This is a genomic window from Flavobacterium sp. (assembly GCF_044357305.1).
GTDB lineage: Bacteria > Bacteroidota > Bacteroidia > Flavobacteriales > Flavobacteriaceae > Flavobacterium.
Genome location: NZ_JBIKPS010000020.1, coordinates 12,999 through 30,657 on the forward strand (window position 1 = coordinate 12,999; position 17,659 = coordinate 30,657).

Below are 17,659 nucleotides of genomic sequence, written 5' to 3' on the forward strand. Positions count from 1 at the left end.
TTTAAATTTCATTTGAAGGTTTTCCAATGGTTGCCAAAATTCCACCATCAACATATAAAATATGTCCGTTAACAAAATCACTAGCTTTGGAAGAAAGAAATATTGCCGCACCCGATAAATCGTCTGGATTTCCCCATTTGGCAGCAGGAGTTCTGTTGATAATAAAATCGTTAAACGGATGCCCGTCTATTCTAATTGGAGCCGTTTGTTCCGTAGCAAAATAGCCAGGGCCAATTCCGTTTACTTGAACGTTGTGTTTTCCCCATTCGGTAGCCATATTTTTGGTAAGCATTTTAAGACCCCCTTTTGCTGCAGCATAAGCACCTACGCTATTTCGCCCTAATTCGCTCATCATCGAGCAAATGTTGATTATTTTACCTTCTTGCCGAGCAATCATTCCTTTGGCAACGTGCTTAGAAACAATAAAAGGACTCACTAAATCAATATCAATAACTTCTTTAAATTCAGAAACTTCCATTTCAATTAACGGAATTCTTTTAATGATTCCCGCATTGTTAATTAGGATATCTATAGTACCAACTTCGCTTTCCATTTTGGCAATTGCTGCAATGACTTCACTTTCATCAGCAACATTAAATTTATATCCAAAAGCCTGAATTCCTTCTTTTTTAAATTCCAAAACGGCATCGTCAATTTTAGGTTGAGAGGAATTTCCGTTTACAATAATAGTTGCTCCTGCTCTGCCGAGACCCTTAGCCATTGCCATTCCTAAACCATGCGTGCTACCCGTAACTAGAGCAATTTTTCCAGTTAAATCAAATAATGAAATTCCCATAATTATCTTAAATCGGTTATTTTACAAACATCCATATCGCCATAATCTAGATTTTCACCAGCCATTCCCCAAATAAAAGTATAATTGGAAGTTCCTGCACCTGAGTGTATCGACCAAGGTGGTGAAATAACTGCTTGGTGGTTGTTCATCCAAATATGTCTTGTTTCTTGAGGTTGTCCCATAAAATGGCACACTGCTTGGTTTTCTGGAATATCTAAATAAAAATAAACTTCCATTCTTCTATCGTGAACGTGGGCTGGCATGGTGTTCCAGACGCTTCCGGTTTTTAATTCGGTCATTCCCATTTGCAATTGGCAAGTAGTTACAATACCGCCAATAATCATTTGGTTAACCGTTCGATGGTTAGCCGTTTCCATTGCGCCTAATTGCAATTTATTTGCTTCAGCAAGACCCACTTTTTTATTAGGATAATTGGTATGTGCTGGAGCAGAATTCAAATAGAACATTGCAGGATTAGAAGCATCATCACTGTGAAAGACCACTTCTTTATTTCCACATCCTAGGTAAAGAGAGTCTTTGAAACCCAATTCATAAGAAATTCCATCGGCAACTACTGTTCCTGTTCCGCCAACGTTTATTATTCCTAATTCTCTTCTTTCTAGAAAATAGGAAGATTTTAAAGGATCAATAGTTTCTAAAGAAAGTGGTTGTAAAGGCACTGCAGAACCCGCAATATATCGATCGTAGTGGGAATAGGTAAGATTTACTTTTCCTATTTCCATTAAATTATCAATTAAAAATTCGGCTCTTAACTGATCGGTATCGTATTGTTTTACGGCTTGCGGACTAGAAGCATATCGTGTTTGGTAGGATGCAGACATTATTTGTATTTTATATTATTTTTATTTTTCAAATTTAAAAAAAACAGCGTATAAAAATTATACACTGTTTTTAATATGCTTATTAATAACTTGGATTTTGTTGTATAGTTATAAACGAATTGGTATCAATTTCATATTGTGGAATTGGCAATAAGAAACGATCCGGATTTGCATTTGCCTGAAGTTGCGCCAACGAAATAGGTAAAACACTAAATCCTTGATAAACCGAATAAGTACTTGCAAAATGAGTATCCATAATAGCTTCCGCTTTATTTCCAACATTTTGAAATGTTACATTAAATCTTAACAAATCAAACCAACGTTGGTTTTCAAATGCAAATTCTAATCTTCTTTCAAGGGATAATACTTTTTCAAATTTATCAGATGTATCTATTGATGAAGAAATCAACGCTGGTAAACCTGCTCTTTGATGCACTAAATTAATATTTGATAATGTTGTAGGATTGTCTTTTCCATCTGCTTCTGCTTTCATAAGTAACACATCCGAATAACGTAGTACTGGCCAATCGTTTTCAGCGTCGTATGCTATTAATGTTGGGGACATGTATTTATTTGGATAAACAGAATTAAAAAAACTAAGAACCGTATTATTAGCAACTGTTACATTAGAAGATAAAGTAACTTTTTTAGCAGCAACATCAATAGCTTTTACTTTATTTGTACTTCCTGTTATACCTAAACCACTTACAAACTGTCCTAGTTTAATGTTAGTTACACTTTCTAAGAATAAATCTTTTGAATTGGTAGTTGGTTGAATTGTTTTCCCTGGAAAGGCTGCGTATTCTCCAATATTAGCAACTCTTCTTTTATCGGTAACAATTGCAGAGCTAGCAAAAAGATTAAGTAATTCTGATGTTGGAGAATTTAATCCATCTCCGTCGCCGTTAATAACTGCATTTCCACTATTGGATGGCGCAAAATTATTTGGTAATGGATTACCCATTCCTAAGCCTCCACCTTTAAAACGGATAGCAAAAAGAATTTCTGAATTCATTTCGTTGTTTACTGAAAACACATTAGCATACGAAGATTGCAGAGCATATTGATTGCTATTAATTACATCTTGTAATAATATAGAAGCTTCTGGTTTTCTGTTTAAAGTTAAATAAACTTTAGCCAATAAAGCTTTGGCAGCATATACATTGGCATGTCCCAAATCAGTAGAATTTGCAGAATAAATAGGACTATCTCCATTGGCAATAGCATTTTTTAAATCGGCTTCAATTAATTTATAAATAGCATCTACAGTTGTTCTATTAAAAGTTTTCGCTTCATCGGGTGTAATTGGTTCGTGAATTAAGAAAACCCCTCCATATAAGCGTACTAAATTAAAATAATGATAGGCTCTAATAAAAGATGCTTCAGCAGCAATGCTTTTACACTGACTTAAAGTAACAGGAATAGAAACTGGAGCATATTCTATAGTTCCATTAGCCCCATTATAATTAGCCCCCGAAGCATTCATAATAATATTGGTATTTCGGATATTATTATAAGTTTTTAACCAATAATTGTAAACTCCTTGGTGGGTAGTTGGTGGATAAAACTGATCTAAAAAACTTAAATCATGTTTTACTGTCGAGGTGCTGGTTCCAGAATCCATTATTGTATTGTCACTTCGAAGTTCTGTCATAGCCCATTCTTCTGACAATGGTGCTTGCATTCCTTTATAACAACTAGTTAAACCAACTTTTAAATCTGAATAATTGGCATAAAAATTTTCTACACTTATATTGGATTCCGAATTTAAATCAATTATGTCGGTACATCCGTAGTTTAAAAATAAAACTGTAACACTTAAATATTTTAATAAATTTTTCATTGTTTATAGATTAAAAATTAATATCAACTCCAAATGCAAATGTTTTGCTCATCGGGAAACTTCCTCTTTGGTATCCTCCAATAAGAGCAGATGAATATGGTCCTGAAGTAGAACGTCCTTCTGGATTTACACCTCTATAACTATTTGCAAAATGAAAATATACATTTTGGGCAGTGGCATACAATCTTAAAGAAGATAATCCAATTTGTTTTGCGAATTTTTCTGGTAGTTTATATCCTAGACTTATGTCTCTAAGAGAAAAATAGGAAGCATCTTCTACAACATAATCTGTAAGCATCCAGTTGAATCCGATATCTTCATAAGGAGTTCTTCCATCTCCAGGATTAGCAGGACTTAACCAACGATTAGCCATGTAATTTAAGTTTCTTGATCTAGTTTCACTATAGTTAGAATCCCCGTTAATTACATCTCCACCTTGTACTCCTTGCCAGGTAAAGCTAAAATCAAACGCTTTGTAGGTGAATGTATTGGTTAAACCCCAGGTAAAATCAGGATAAGGATTTCCAATTATTGTTCTATCGTTAGTATCTAAAACACCATCTCCATTAACATCCACCAATTTTAAACCTCCAGGACGTAATGCAGAAGGAAGATTAGAAGTTAGTCCGGAAGCATTGATTTCGGCTTGAGAAATCCAAACACCATCGGTTTGGTATCCAAAAAATTGAATTAGTGGACCACCTACAATACTTTTGTAAATTTCATTTCTTTCACCATAATTTTGCAAATAGGCTTCGTTTCCTAACTCTCTGATTTTGTTTTCCGTATGCGAAATATTGGCTGAAGTAGTCCATTTAAAAGAATTAGTTTTTATATTAGAAGAAGATAATTCAATTTCAAAACCTCTATTATTAAGACTTCCTATGTTATTCCATGCCAATGGGACTCCAGAGAAAGCCATTGATGCTTGTTGTAACAATAATTTATCCGTCTTGGATCTATATGCATCAATTGTAAGATTTATCCGATTTTTGAAAATAGATAAATCTACACCAAAATTAGTTTGGTAAGTACTTTCCCAAGTTATATCTCTATTAGAGGTAATCGTAGAAGTTTGAGCTTGACCAGAAGTTTGGGTTCCATTACTAGGACCAAAAGAATAATCGGCATTGTGTAGTAAATTTTGAAAACCATAATTTAAGATACGATTATTACCCGAAACCCCATAACTGGTTCTGAAAGTTAACTTACTCAACCAATCTACATTACTCAAAAATGACTCTTTTTTAGCAGCCCATCCTATAGAAGCTGCAGGAAAAGATCCCCATTTACGACCAGGACCAAAATAAGAACTTCCATCGGCACGATAACTAGCAGATAGTAAATATTTGCTTTTATATGCATAGTTAACCCTTCCTAAATAGGACAACAACCCTATTTGATTATTGGAACCATAAGTTGCTGATTTATCGATGTAAAGAGCATTATTTAATGTGTTTATATCGTCGTTTGGATAACCTAAACCTGCTGTTTGACTGGTCTCACTAACCGTTTTTTGTGCTGTATATCCGGCTAATAAGTCTAAGGAATGGTTGTCAAATTCTTTTTTGTAGGTTAAAGTATTTTCAGACAATAAATCTACATAAGAATTATACGAATAAACACCTCTACTTAACATACCATCGGCATCAGCATTTTTATCGGTCCAATCCTTTTTAGTATCGTATTTCATATATAAAGTAGCCATCGTTTTAAAATCTAAACCAGGCGCTAAATTTATACTTAAAGTAGCTCCACTTTGCAATCCATAAGAGCGCGCATTAATGTCGTGCATCATTAGGGAAGACATTGGATTATTTTGAGAAGAATTAAATGGATTTCCACCTAACACAGAAGTATTTTGAGCAGTTCCTCCTATTAACCAATACGGATTTCCGTCTGGCATTAGTAGCTGTGATCCATCAGGGTAAGTTGGATAATAATTTAAGTTTAGGAAATGTCTTGGTTGCGCAAAATCACCAGGCTGAATACCAGCCCATTGGTTATTTTGGTTAACAAATGCTGCGGTTAGACTATTATGATTGGCTGGCAACCAAGTTGGATATCTCCAAAAATTAGTTAAGTTCTCGGAAGGAGATTCTTTACTTTGAAAAGATGGATTTAAATTAACGCTTAATTTTACTCTTTTACTTAAATCGATATCCAATTTAGTTCGGAAATTCAATTTGTTGAAATTACTTTTTAACATGATTCCTTCTTCACCTTGATATCCTCCAGAAACAAAATATTTCATACTTTTAGTTCCACCTGTTGCGCTTAATTGAATATTTTTAAAATTTGCTTTTCGCAAAACTTCATCTTGGTAGTTATAACCTTTTCCTCCCAGCATAGTTTGCTCCACAATGTAAGCAGCAATTAAATTATTTACTTTAGCACCACTTCCTTGATAGTAAATATTTAAAGCATTTGGGTTTGATATTCCTTCTGCTTGAATTGCAGGATCGGCATTTCTAATAGCCTGTTCTTTAAATAAAAGTTGCGTGTATTCGGAAGTAGAAAGAAGATCATATCTTTTATAATCACTTTTTACTCCGGTAGTAACTTTAAAAGTAAATTTGGTTTTATCGGTTTTACCACTTTTAGTGGTAATTAAAATTACTCCACTTGCACCTCTAGAACCATAAATAGCAGCAGAAGCAGCATCTTTCAATACCTCAACAGACGCTACATCGGCCATATTAATAGAAGCTAAACCATCTGGAATTGGCTGACCATCTACAACCACTAACGGATCTGCTCCTGCATTAATGGAGCTAATTCCACGAATTGTTATTTTAGTATCTGCTCCAGCTTCAGAGGAAATATTTTGAATTTGTACCCCAGCAATTTTACCCTGTAATGCTTGATCTAGTCTAGAAACAGGCACTTCATCCAGTTTATCATTAGTATATTTTGAGATAGAACCCGTTACATTTGATTTTTTCTGAGTTCCATATCCAATAACAACCACATCGTCTAATTCGGTTTTGGATTCGGCTAAAGTAATGTTGATTACTTTATTTTTTCCAACAACTACAATTTGTGCAGCATACCCAATGTAAGTAAATCGCAAAATAGATTTGGAATTTTTAACAGAAATAGAATACGTTCCATCTAGATCTGTAGTTGTATTAGTCTCTTCAAAAGTTACCGTTACACCAGGAATTGCCTTTCCTTGCGGATCGGTTACAGTTCCAGTAATTTTTAATTTGTCGGTTTGAGCATTAATAATTGATGAGAAAATTAATAGAACCAACAGTACTGTTTTTTTCATAATTTAATAATTGATTTGGTTTTGTGGTTAATGCCATTACAATACTTAAACAAATTATGTTAAAAGTAATGAAATAATTAATCTAGGTGTAAAAATATAGTATATTCAGAAAGGCAAAATCCGTTAATAGGGTAAAAATTGTACAATTACCCATTAATAATTAAAGTATGCCATTAAATTTACAAATTAATTTCAATTAAATAATTTCGTAATATACTGTGATTAATACGTTTAAGCCGTATTTATTATAAATCCAAATACTTAAATCCTGTTTAACCCCAAAAAAAAAGAACTCCGAAGAATTCTTTTTTGTTTTATTAAACTGAAGACATTTTTACTATTTTGAATGGAGGAAAAATTAGAATTATTATTAAGATTTATAGCTTTTTTTCCCAAGAATGGCTACTTGTGAAAATGGGTATTTCGATTAATAAGAAATTCAAAAAAATCACAAATTCGAACATTTAATACATCTACAATTTGTTTTAGTTTGGATATTTTTAAATCTACATTTCCTTTTTCTATCTCGGTATATTTTTTAATGCTCAAATCCACTTGTACAGCAATGTATTCATTAGTAATGATATGATTTTCTCTAATTTCTTTTATTTTAAAATATGTAATTTTAGTTTTAAGAAATTGGGATAGGCCAATTTCATTTATCACTTAATATCTTCAAATTTGATTTTATCAAAATATATTTTTCGATTGATTTTTTTAAGTAACGATTCGTTCTCTTCAATTATTTGTTTGTTTTTTAAATCTAAATTTGAAATATCCGTCAAAGCCAATCCATATCCATATTTTCGTATAAAGACTTCAATAACATCAAATTTGTCTTTATACAATTTTCTTACATTAATTAGATCTACAGAAGAATTAAATTCTTCAAGTTCATTGTTAACTATTTTTTTCATAAACTAAATTGAGATGCTATTTTAAATTAATAATTGCGCAAAAATTATTAAGCATTAATATTGTTGTGTTTGTTGCTATTTTAACCACTACAAAAGAATGGTTCCTGAAACTTTTACTTGGTCATCTACAAACCATTTAAAGGAATTTTCTAGTTTAGATTGCGCATCGGATACCTTGGGCGAATTTACATCGCCAAAACAAAATACTAACAGCACAAAAATAAGGTTGCTGTGCAAATTGAAATTTGAAAATTTAATCATAAATGAAAGTTTGTATTTTGTTAATTAATAAAGAGTTTAAAATAAATGACAAATAAATTTAATTAAAAACTTAAATCCAATAGCCTAAAATTAAATAGACCAATTTGAAAGATATATTTTAAGTATTGAAAGAAAGTTATTTATAGTTCGCATTTTTTCGTAGCAAAATTGGCCAAAATAAAACAAAAAGCGAATGGATTGATCTGGATGTTAATTTTAATAAATAAATAAATTTTTGATAAAAATTAAGTTTTTGGATTTGCTAATAAAGACCTTTTTTTAAGTTTTTGAAAGATATTTACACGCTTTTGAAAGATTATTGTTTCGTCATGATGTTAAATATTAATTAATTTTGATGTAAAATATTAATTACAATTAAGATACATTTATTAACTACATTTACTTAACTATATTATTACCCCCCCAATGTTACAAATTGTAATTCTATTCATTACTGCCACACTTGGATTTATATGTTTTGCTACAATTTATGACAAAAGCTTACTTAAAGACAAGTCATTGATAAATAATTACATGTTAATCTTAATTGGTTTTCAAGCAGTTAGATTTTTAGCATATGCCATCTTATTAGCCAATCCAAATTTGAATTTAAACTGGTTCTCCAAATTAATAGATGTATTAGCTATTTCTCTTTTACCCTGCTTTTATCTCTATTTTGAAAATATTATTTGTAAAAATAAATTTAAAACGGTTAAACTGGTTCATTTTATACCCCCTATATTTTTAATTTTCACTTTTTCCATAAGTAATTTCGTTTCTCCTGAAAATGTACACATTATAAAAAAAATATTTATTTATTCCAGTATTTTGATAAGCTGTATGTATTTGTTTTTTTGTTTTCAACTAATTAAAAAACATGTTTGGAAAAGAAAAAGTGAAATTAAAGTTATTCAAAATCAAAATATTTTGATTAAAAAATGGATTATTTTTTTATTCACTAGCTTCCTTTTACTTGTAACTAATCGTTATATAATCTTTTTTTTTAAAAAATCTTTTGATTTCGATTTTCATCTCATTTGGATTACAGGATTGTTATGGAATATAATATTTATAAAAATTTTGCTTACACCGGAAATTCTTTATGGATTTAATTTTCTTAATAAGTCCATCGATGAAACAACTGAAAAAGTGGTACTTAAAAGCGTTTGGAAAATTGATGGACCATTAAAATCCATAACAAATGAAAAGGACATAAAAATTGCAGAAAAAATAGCATCTAAGCTTACCAAGTATATTCATGAAATTGAAGAATTATCTTTTCATAGCACTATTTTTAGAAATCCTAAACTTGGACTTGAAGATATCGCAGCAGAAATAAAAATCCCTGTAAGTAATGTTAGTTTTATCTTTCGATTTCATTGCAATGAAAGTTTTTCGGATTATAAAAAAATCGTGCGCATTCATGATGCTACCAATTTATTAGAGGAAGGTTTTCTTTACGATAAAACAGTGGAGTCATTGGCTGAAAAAGTTGGATTCTCTTCTTACATTACTTTTTATAACGCATTTAAAAGTATTATGGGAGTAACGACGCAGGAGTATGTGAAGCGGTTTTAATTTTTAGCTTGAAAATACCGCATTTACTATTTCTAATAAAGGTTCTGTTGCCAAAAAACCACTTTTGCTAATGGTAACGAACAATTCGCTTTTACTATATTATTATTACCGTAAGGGATGAATTGATTGTGTTTAGTACACAATCAATTCATCCCTTTTTTTTACCATATAAGTTTAATTCACTTCACTAAAAAGGATTAAAAATTATTCCTCCTCTTTTACTTTATCTTTCTTCTTGTTTACATTACTAGCATGTCTTCCACTTCCTCCTGCATTATCTAAAATTCCTTTTTCGGGGCTTAATTCTTGTAACACTTTTTGAAGTCGAGCATGTGCTTCACTTGCTTCTTTATTGGAAGCATAATCCATAACTAATTTTTCTTCAAATGGTGCATTGCTCATATCAAATAATTCACCTTCGCGATTTAATTTCCAATTGGCTTCCCGAACGTACCATTTATTTCCTAGTTCGGTAAAAATCCATTCTCTGGGATTTCCTTTCTTTCCCATTAATTGCGGTAAAAAACTACGACCATCTACACTTTTTTTAGTTGGCAATTTTGCTCCAGCTACATCTGCAAAGGTTGGCAATAGATCACTAGAATCTATTAAAATATCACTCACTTTATTTGCATCAATAACTCCAGGCCAATTTGCAATTGTAGGAACTAAACTACCACATTCAAGCATAGTTCCTTTTTTTCCTGAAAGTGCTTTGCCACCAATAGTACTTCGAGATGCATATTGACTTGCAGTTCCATTATCGCCCATAAAAACAATAAGTGTATTCTCTCGTAACTTTAAATCGTCAAGGGTTTTTAATAATTTACCTACTAATTTATCCATATAAGCAGTGTTGTCTGCATATAAATCACTACCTGGTTTACTATCCGGAGTGCGTTGAATTACAGCATGAACATGCACCATTGAATAATACAGAAAGAATGGTTTATCTTTATTTGTAGTTATAAAATTAACCAAGTGGTTGTGCATCAAATCGGGCATATAGGTTAGGCTATCCAACTTTTTATTTACTCCGTTTTCAATATAATTTTCCGATTTCTTTTTTTCGGTACTCCAATAATCACCACTTCCTTGAAAGGTTATATAATCATCAAATCCAAAATCTCCAGGTGTTAAGGAAAACTGACTCCATTTTCCGGTTAAGGAAGTTACGTATCCAGCCGTTTTTAAAACCGATGGAATTAAAACTTCATCTTCAGGTTTTATAGTACTAACCATGTCTTGATTTACAGCACCCGTTCTAAAAGCATAACGCCCTGTTAAAATCATTGCTCTTGAGGGTCCGCACAATGGCGCAGTATAACTATGGTTGAATCGTATTCCGCCTTTGGCAAGTTGGTCAATAATAGGAGTTTTATTGCTATCCGAACCATAACAACTTACGTCTCCAATTCCTAAATCGTCGGCAAGAATGTAAATAATGTTAGGTTTTTTGGAAATTTTAGTTTCCTTTTTATTTTGGGCAGACAAATTTACAACGCATAAAAATGCTATTAAAAAGTGTAGTTTTTTTAAGTTTTTCATAGTTGGGGTTTTGAAAAAAATTAATACGTTAGTTGTATAATTTCCGAATTGTAAGTTTTTATATCAATAGTTTTTGCTAAATTTTCATATTCGGGATTGGAATATTTTTTGGCAGCCAATTTTAAAATTTTTATGGTTTCGCCATAACCAATTTTCTGAATTTGCTCGTATTCCCATTTTTTTTCATTTTTCAAATAAGGGACAATCCAATCTAAGGCATTTTTCATGTTTTTCCCTTCACTTATTTGCTGATTCCAAAGGGATACATTACTATTTTCTGCCAATTTTGCAACTAAAAAATAGCCATACAAATTCATATTAACATAATTCCATGACTTTGTTCTTGCTAGCTCAAACGGCTGACTTCCGTCCGGCTTTAATTGGCTTTCCATTCTATTTTTAAAAACTTCAATTTCACTAGCGGCAACATCTAATCTATTTGTAAATAGTGCAAACGCAATAACTTGCTCACTATAAAAGGTACCGTGGTTGTTGTTAGAATCGGCTTCATCCTTGCCAATTGGGCTTTCAAGCATCCAAGTTAAATATTCGGAAAACCATTTCTTTAACTCTTCATGGTCTTTAGTATTCCAATTGGGGGTGTTTTGAATTAATATTGCGGCATCACCAACTCTAAACAAATCTCGTGTTTCAATAATTCCTGTTCCGCGCCCGAAATTTAATCCGGGTATTCCTTGACCAAAATTTAAATGCGGATTTTGTTTTGTTTCTGCATCCAAAAACCAAGTTTTCAATAATTTAGCTGTAAAATCGGCATATTTGTTTTCTTTTGTAAAATAATAGGCTAAGGCCAATATCAAGGCACTATCTTCCACTTTATCAATTTCTTGGGAATCGGAAATATCGTAATAAGTTGGATTTCTTTGTCCGTCTTTTTTTATATAGGGTAATCCGTCTGGCTTAGATGGATCTGGCCACCAATAAGGGCCTGTACTCATATAATCGTGTTTGTCACCACTTGGAGGCACTTGCTTTTTATCCATTACTGAAAAAGTTTTCGCTTCTAAAACTAATTTATCCGCTCTTTTAATCAGTGAGTTTAAAGCATTCACTTTATCTGGATCGTTGGCTGTAATTAGTTCCAAATTTTTTCGCAAAACCTGTCCGTCTATTGCAAATGTTTTTGGAAAATTAGTATCTTTTTCAGAATTTTTTTGCGCTTGTAAACTACAAACACATGAAAAAATAAAGAGAAATGAAATAACTATTTTTGGATTTACCATTTTTAATTTGTTAATTATTGCAGTGAAATAAAAGTTAAATATACTAATCTCCAGACGTTTTCCAATTTAAAGTATCGCCTTTTAAATGTCTTAATGCTTCGGCTTCCGTTTTGGCACCTTTATCTCCTTGGTCTGCCATCCATTTTTTTAATTCTTCCAGCAATTTACCTTTTACAGTTGCTAATGATTTATCGTCCTCTAAATTATCCAATTCATAAACATCTTTTTTGATGTTATACAATTCATATTCTGGTCGGTTTCTGTATAACTTAGCGTGTGCTGCTTGCTTAGGAGTTGTATTTGTTGCATTCAACCAACTATTGTATAACTTGTTTTTTGGCTGGGAACCCGATGATAAAAAGGGTTCGTTAAAACTTATATTCCAAATTAATTTGTAATTATGATCTTGAATAGAACGAACTGGGTAATTATCGGATCCATTTTTTATCCCTCTTGTAGTATGAACGCCATAAACATATTGACGAACTTCTTTTGGTTTTCCGTTTAAAGTAGCATAAAAACTTTTACCGTCTAATTTCATTTTACCTTCTTTATCACCTCTTAAAGTTTCTGGATCGCCACCCGCAACCTCGTATATTGTAGGAACAACATCAATATATTGTGCTAAAATATCGGTTCTAGTATTTGGTTTAATTACTTTAGGCCAACGAGCAATAAATGCCGATTTCAATCCCATATTATAACAGGTCCATTTACCAAAAGGCATCGAACTTCCGTGTTCACTAGCAAAAAGAAATAAGGTATTGTCTTTGTTTTTTTGATTTTCTACCATTTTAGTACACGTACCCACAAGGCTGTCCATATAGGTTATTTCGGCATAATATTTTATTAAATTATCTCTAGTTTCCTTGGTGTCCACCATATAAGGAGCTACAGAAATTTTGCTTGCATCGTATTGTTTTACATCTCCTCTATTCCAAGGACCATGTGGCTGGTTCGAAGCAACAATTAATAAGTAAGGTTTTGAATTGTCTTTATTAATCCACTTTTCGGCATCTGTAAGTTCTACATCTTTACCTTCTCCATTATCGCTATTTCTACCCCCTAAGTATTCAAACGGAAAGTTTGCCATTGGTGCATAATGTTGTTTTCCGATAAGCGCCACACGGTATCCAATTTTCTTGAAATGTTGCGCTACAGAAACAATATTGTCATAAACTTGGGCATGATTAGGATAACTTCCGTTTTTTACTGGAAATAATCCAGTATATAAACTTTGGCGCGTTGGGCCACACATAGCAGTAGCATTATTCATGTTGTCAAAAGTCATACCTTCTTTGGCTAATTTCGCTAAATTAGGAGTGTGAACGTCTTTGTTTCCATAAGGCTCACAATCAATGGAAGTCATATCATCGGCAATAAAAAGCAAAATATCTGGTTTTGCATTGCTAGTTGTAACCTTTGCCGTGTTTTTTACAACAATTCCTTCCTTTGATAAAGTAGCAACAACTGGCTTATTGGTTGGTGCTTTATCCGATAAAAAAGTTTCTAATTCGGATGAAGTAAACTTTGAATTTTGAAATTTGTATTTTTCAATTTGGTGCTTCTTGAAAGTGGAATCCAAAAGCTGAAATGAGGATGCTGTAATAATTACTAAGCTAGCAAAACCTAGAAGCAATAGCGATTTGTTTTTCATGTTGTATTGTTTAATCTTGTTTATTTTCAGTTGTATGTGTAGTTTCCCAAACATTAAAATTTCTGTAGGCAAAATGGGTCCACTGCATTTGTCGAAATCCAATTTTACCATCCTCAAGAATTTTTCCGTATTTTATTCCGTCATCCGTCCAGTCGATAACTTTTCTATCGTCAATGAACAAGAGAATTTTTCCTTCTTGTTTTACTAATTTCATTTTATGAATTGCTGTCGATTGCACCGGAATTCCGAATTCACCGGTTTGCACTAAATGGAAACCTTTATTTTTTCTCAAATTGGCCGTTTCTCTATTGGGATTGTCTCTGCCATTGGCATAATAGGATATATGGTAATCGTTCATGGCGCCTTTGGTATAATCGGTAAAGGTTCCCAGAGTTCTTTTGGGCATCGAAGCATCAAAAATACTTTCGCCTTTCAAACCTTTAGCAGCAAAAAAAACAATACACAAACCAGCATCTATTTCCTGATTTTGGGCTTCCCATTCGGCGATGAAATTTCCAGGAAAATCTATCGGACACCAAAAAACGTGATGGCCTTCTTCCTTTGGCGAATACATATGCATCCAATTGTCTTGGAATTCCACTTTAGCTGGGCCTTCCAAAATCCAATCTTTTACCAATTCCGAATTAGACAAAGCATTGCTGTACAGTAATTTTCCTTTGGAAAATTCTTGTGCACTACTAGTACTAGTAAGCATTACTAGTAAAACATAAAAAATATTTTTTAGGGTATTTTTCATCTATTAATTATGCTCCATTTTATACATTAAACTACGGTATTATTTATTTAATTAGAAACACATCTAAAACCTAAATGCTCCATAGAAGAATCGGACGAACTTTTCATTCTTGCCGAAACTCTATAGCCACTACAGTAGGATTCATTACATAAAAACGACCCGCCACGCATGACTCTTTTAGCCACTAAAGGTTCATCTGGATCATAACTTTTTAATGGACCTTTTGGATTCAAGGCAACTGCAACCTTTTGGAAAGAATCGTAATATAAATTGTGGTATTTATCGGCACACCATTCCCAAACATTTCCAGCCATATCATACAAACCATAGCCATTTGGAGCGAATGATTTTACAGGAGCAGATCCTGCAAAACCATCGGTGCCTTCATTTTTATAGGGAAAACTTCCTTGAAAGTAATTGCAATGCATTTTACCCTCGTCTACCTTTTCATTACCCCAAGAATAAACATTCTTAGTTAATCCTCCTCTTGCAGCATATTCCCATTCGGCTTCGGTTGGCAATCGTTTTCCTGCCCATTTGCAATACGCATTAGCGTCGTCCCAACTAATGTGCACTACGGGATAATTATCTTTTCCTACAATATCGCTATCTTTCCCTTTTGGATGTTTCCAATCGGCTCCATGCGACCAACTCCACCACTGACTGTAATCTTGCAAACTAACTTCGCCCACTGTTAGCACAAATACTAATGAGGCTGCTTTTAACGTTTCGGAATCTGGCTTCTCGGTATCGGGAGGCAATTGTTTTTTTAGTTCTTCCCAATTGATGTCTTTTTCGGCAGTTGTTTTATAACCTGTTGCTGCTACAAATTTTGCAAATTGCGCATTGGTAACCTCGGTAATATCTATAAAAAAACCATTCAATTTCACTGCATGTTTTGGAAATTCATCTTGGCGTGCTTGGTCGTTATCGCCTCCCATAGCATAAGTTCCGCCAGGAATCCAAACCATGCCCACAGGACTAGTTGTAGCAGCATTAGTGACTGGTTTTTCTATAGAATTAGATTTTGTTTTAACTCCAAACCTATTAGGAATAGTAGCAGTACAGCAGGATTTTGTGTTATTGGTTTTTTTTAAAACAGCCGTTTTTTTCTTAGTTGTTTTTTGTGCAACTAGAGTATGAGGAGCAGTAATAAATAAACTTAACAATAGAAAAAGTACTGAAATATTATTTTTCATTTTATGTGTTTTCTTTTAGTTGTAAATAGACTCTAAACTTATAAATAAATTTTTTATAAATTCTTAATTTTCTATTTTACTTGTGCTTCTAAAAAAGCAAGCATTTTAGTTTTCAAATCTTTAGCAACCGATTTATAATCTTTGTCGTCTGCCACATTATTAGTTTCGTTTGGATCTTTATCGTAATCGTATAATTCGGTTCCAATAATAAAATCGGGATTGAATTTTTGTGTACTTCTAAAATTGTTATTCATCCAAATGGTATATCGGTATCTTTTGTCTCTTAATGAATATCCCATAACTTTGGAGGAAGCATAGCCTTGACGCTCGGTTTCTGAGTTATTGCCGCTTCTAGGATATTGGCTAATGGAATACTCTTTTACTGATTTTGCTGATTTGTTCATTATAGGCATTAAACTTTTTCCGTCTAATGTTTCAGGAATTGAAACTCCTGCTAAATCACATAATGTAGGAAAAATATCTACAAATTCAGTTGGAGCATTTGTCGATGAAGGAGCAATTCCTGGAGCAGCAATTATCATAGGAGTTCGAGTTGCTTGTTCAAAATTAGTATGTTTACACCAAAGGTTGTGATCGCCTAAATGCCATCCGTGGTCACCCCAAAGGATAATTATAGTGTTTTCGGTTAACCCTAAAGCATCCAATTTATCTAATAATTTTCCTACTTGAGCATCGGTGTAAGAAACTGCAGCATAATAACCATGAATTAATTCTTGTTGCTTGATAATAGGTAATGTCAATCCAAAATCTTTTTGATCGGTAAACGATAACAATGGAGGTATGTCGGTGTAGGCTCTAATTTCTCCTGCATTATGATAGGCAGCTTCTACACTGTTTTTTGATTTTTCTTGAAAAGGAGCAACCGGCATATCTTCTCTTTTGTATAAATCCCAATATTTTTTTGGAGCCACAAACGGCAAGTGCGGTTTTGAAAACCCAACGGCAAAAAAGAACGGTTTTGTATCGGATTTTAATTTTTCTAAAATTTCTAAAGCACGTAAAGCATTTGCACCATCATTGTAAGCATTATCTGGAACATCCACACATTCAACTGCTGGCTTTATTAATTTGGAAACAAAATCATCTAATTCTTTATCTTTTAAACCTTTATCTTGCCCTTCTTTTTTGAACTTAATTGCTAATTCTTTGGTTTCTGGCGATTGGTATGCTCCTAAAATTGGCATTCCTGTTTCTTTAGCGTAATACTTTTCTTCTGTTTTAAAATAATTATAAAACGGAACACTCCAGGAAGGTTCATCCATTTTTTTATCTACACAACGGGAGTCGTAAATTTTTCCAATTCCTTGGGTGGAGTATCCCTGAGAAATTAAATATTGTGGCAAACTTAAAATATCTGGATTGATATCTCTCATTTTGGTTTTTAAATCCCAAACCTGAGTATAATCTGGTCTTTTCCCTGTCATGATACTCGCTCTAGTTGGTCCGCAAACTGCTTGTTGGCAATAATTACTCATGAAAACGGTTCCCATTTTTGCTAGCCGGTCGATATTTGGAGTTTTAATTAAGGTGTTTCCATAACATCCTAATACCGGTTTTAAATCATCAACAGCAATGAAAAGAATATTGGGCTTCTTTTTTTCTTGTGCCGATACTGGCGCTAAGAATAAAAGTGTAATAACAATAGATGCTATTTTAAAGAAGTATTTAGAGGTTTTCATTGAATTGATTTGTAGTTAAGATGCTATTATTGGGGAATGGTTT

14 protein-coding genes are annotated in these 17,659 nt (G+C 32.8%); 1 reads left to right on the forward strand and 13 read right to left on the reverse strand.

Annotated elements, in window-relative coordinates:
- Position 1 precedes the first annotated feature (1 nt).
- The 7 genes from ACIQ2J_RS11470 to ACIQ2J_RS11500 form a co-directional block, all read right to left on the reverse strand.
- Positions 2-796 carry a gluconate 5-dehydrogenase gene (locus ACIQ2J_RS11470; protein WP_396169874.1) on the reverse strand — a complete coding sequence of 265 codons (795 nt, stop codon included), beginning with the start codon at positions 794-796 and terminating at the stop codon, positions 2-4.
- A 2-nt stretch (positions 797-798) separates the two neighbouring features.
- Positions 799-1,638 (reverse strand): 5-dehydro-4-deoxy-D-glucuronate isomerase, encoded by an 840-nt coding sequence (gene kduI, locus ACIQ2J_RS11475; RefSeq protein WP_396169876.1) that lies wholly within the window; start codon positions 1,636-1,638, stop codon positions 799-801.
- Between the two features lie 82 nt (positions 1,639-1,720).
- A complete protein-coding gene (locus tag ACIQ2J_RS11480) occupies positions 1,721-3,481 on the reverse strand; it encodes a RagB/SusD family nutrient uptake outer membrane protein (RefSeq protein WP_396169880.1) in 1,761 nt (586 codons plus the stop codon).
- A gap of 10 nt (positions 3,482-3,491) precedes the next feature.
- Positions 3,492-6,755, reverse strand: coding sequence for a SusC/RagA family TonB-linked outer membrane protein (locus tag ACIQ2J_RS11485; protein WP_396169882.1), 3,264 nt, complete (start codon positions 6,753-6,755; stop codon positions 3,492-3,494).
- 402 nt (positions 6,756-7,157) lie between these two features.
- The gene (locus ACIQ2J_RS11490; RefSeq protein ID WP_396169884.1) at positions 7,158-7,421 is read right to left on the reverse strand and encodes a helix-turn-helix transcriptional regulator; all 264 of its coding nucleotides are present in this window, start codon (positions 7,419-7,421) and stop codon (positions 7,158-7,160) included.
- On the reverse strand, positions 7,418-7,672 hold the full coding sequence (locus ACIQ2J_RS11495; RefSeq protein ID WP_396169887.1) for a hypothetical protein: 255 nt from the start codon (positions 7,670-7,672) through the stop codon (positions 7,418-7,420). The genes ACIQ2J_RS11490 and ACIQ2J_RS11495 overlap by 4 nt, the downstream gene beginning before the upstream one ends.
- Positions 7,673-7,759: 87 nt before the next feature.
- Positions 7,760-7,933: a hypothetical protein gene (locus ACIQ2J_RS11500; RefSeq protein ID WP_396169889.1), complete on the reverse strand. Its 174-nt coding sequence runs from the start codon at positions 7,931-7,933 to the stop codon at positions 7,760-7,762.
- A 426-nt stretch (positions 7,934-8,359) separates the two neighbouring features.
- Between ACIQ2J_RS11500 and ACIQ2J_RS11505 the strand changes: the two genes are divergently transcribed.
- Entirely contained in the window at positions 8,360-9,511 is a 1,152-nt protein-coding gene (locus tag ACIQ2J_RS11505; protein ID WP_396169891.1) for a helix-turn-helix domain-containing protein, read from the forward strand.
- Positions 9,512-9,715: 204 nt separating this feature from the next.
- Here the strand turns inward: ACIQ2J_RS11505 and ACIQ2J_RS11510 are convergent, their stop codons facing one another.
- From ACIQ2J_RS11510 to ACIQ2J_RS11535, 6 genes are all read right to left on the reverse strand, one after another.
- Positions 9,716-11,059: a sulfatase-like hydrolase/transferase gene (locus ACIQ2J_RS11510; protein ID WP_396169893.1), complete on the reverse strand. Its 1,344-nt coding sequence runs from the start codon at positions 11,057-11,059 to the stop codon at positions 9,716-9,718.
- A 20-nt stretch (positions 11,060-11,079) separates the two neighbouring features.
- A complete protein-coding gene (locus ACIQ2J_RS11515) occupies positions 11,080-12,303 on the reverse strand; it encodes an alginate lyase family protein (protein WP_396169895.1) in 1,224 nt (407 codons plus the stop codon).
- Positions 12,304-12,346: 43 nt separating this feature from the next.
- The gene (locus ACIQ2J_RS11520) at positions 12,347-13,960 is read right to left on the reverse strand and encodes a sulfatase (RefSeq protein WP_396169897.1); all 1,614 of its coding nucleotides are present in this window, start codon (positions 13,958-13,960) and stop codon (positions 12,347-12,349) included.
- A gap of 10 nt (positions 13,961-13,970) precedes the next feature.
- Complete coding sequence (locus ACIQ2J_RS11525; protein ID WP_396169899.1) at positions 13,971-14,717, reverse strand: DUF1961 family protein; 747 nt, start codon at positions 14,715-14,717, stop codon at positions 13,971-13,973.
- 47 nt (positions 14,718-14,764) lie between these two features.
- Positions 14,765-15,916, reverse strand: a complete 1,152-nt coding sequence (locus ACIQ2J_RS11530; protein WP_396169901.1) for a formylglycine-generating enzyme family protein — start codon at positions 15,914-15,916, stop codon at positions 14,765-14,767.
- Between the two features lie 71 nt (positions 15,917-15,987).
- Entirely contained in the window at positions 15,988-17,616 is a 1,629-nt protein-coding gene (locus tag ACIQ2J_RS11535; protein ID WP_396169903.1) for a sulfatase, read from the reverse strand.
- Positions 17,617-17,659: the final 43 nt, after the last annotated feature.

Excerpts from the sequence above, each read along its gene's own strand:
- ACIQ2J_RS11470 (WP_396169874.1), bottom strand. The coding sequence starts at position 796 with ATGGGAATTTCATTATTTGATTTAACTGGAAAAATTGCTCTAGTTACG.
- kduI (WP_396169876.1), bottom strand. The coding sequence starts at position 1,638 with ATGTCTGCATCCTACCAAACACGATATGCTTCTAGTCCGCAAGCCGTA.
- ACIQ2J_RS11480 (WP_396169880.1), bottom strand. The coding sequence starts at position 3,481 with ATGAAAAATTTATTAAAATATTTAAGTGTTACAGTTTTATTTTTAAAC.
- ACIQ2J_RS11485 (WP_396169882.1), bottom strand. The coding sequence starts at position 6,755 with ATGAAAAAAACAGTACTGTTGGTTCTATTAATTTTCTCATCAATTATT.
- ACIQ2J_RS11495 (WP_396169887.1), bottom strand. The coding sequence starts at position 7,672 with ATGAAAAAAATAGTTAACAATGAACTTGAAGAATTTAATTCTTCTGTA.
- ACIQ2J_RS11500 (WP_396169889.1), bottom strand. The coding sequence starts at position 7,933 with ATGATTAAATTTTCAAATTTCAATTTGCACAGCAACCTTATTTTTGTG.
- ACIQ2J_RS11505 (WP_396169891.1), top strand. The coding sequence starts at position 8,360 with ATGTTACAAATTGTAATTCTATTCATTACTGCCACACTTGGATTTATA.
- ACIQ2J_RS11510 (WP_396169893.1), bottom strand. The coding sequence starts at position 11,059 with ATGAAAAACTTAAAAAAACTACACTTTTTAATAGCATTTTTATGCGTT.
- ACIQ2J_RS11515 (WP_396169895.1), bottom strand. The coding sequence starts at position 12,303 with ATGGTAAATCCAAAAATAGTTATTTCATTTCTCTTTATTTTTTCATGT.
- ACIQ2J_RS11520 (WP_396169897.1), bottom strand. The coding sequence starts at position 13,960 with ATGAAAAACAAATCGCTATTGCTTCTAGGTTTTGCTAGCTTAGTAATT.
- ACIQ2J_RS11525 (WP_396169899.1), bottom strand. The coding sequence starts at position 14,717 with ATGAAAAATACCCTAAAAAATATTTTTTATGTTTTACTAGTAATGCTT.
- ACIQ2J_RS11530 (WP_396169901.1), bottom strand. The coding sequence starts at position 15,916 with ATGAAAAATAATATTTCAGTACTTTTTCTATTGTTAAGTTTATTTATT.
- ACIQ2J_RS11535 (WP_396169903.1), bottom strand. The coding sequence starts at position 17,616 with ATGAAAACCTCTAAATACTTCTTTAAAATAGCATCTATTGTTATTACA.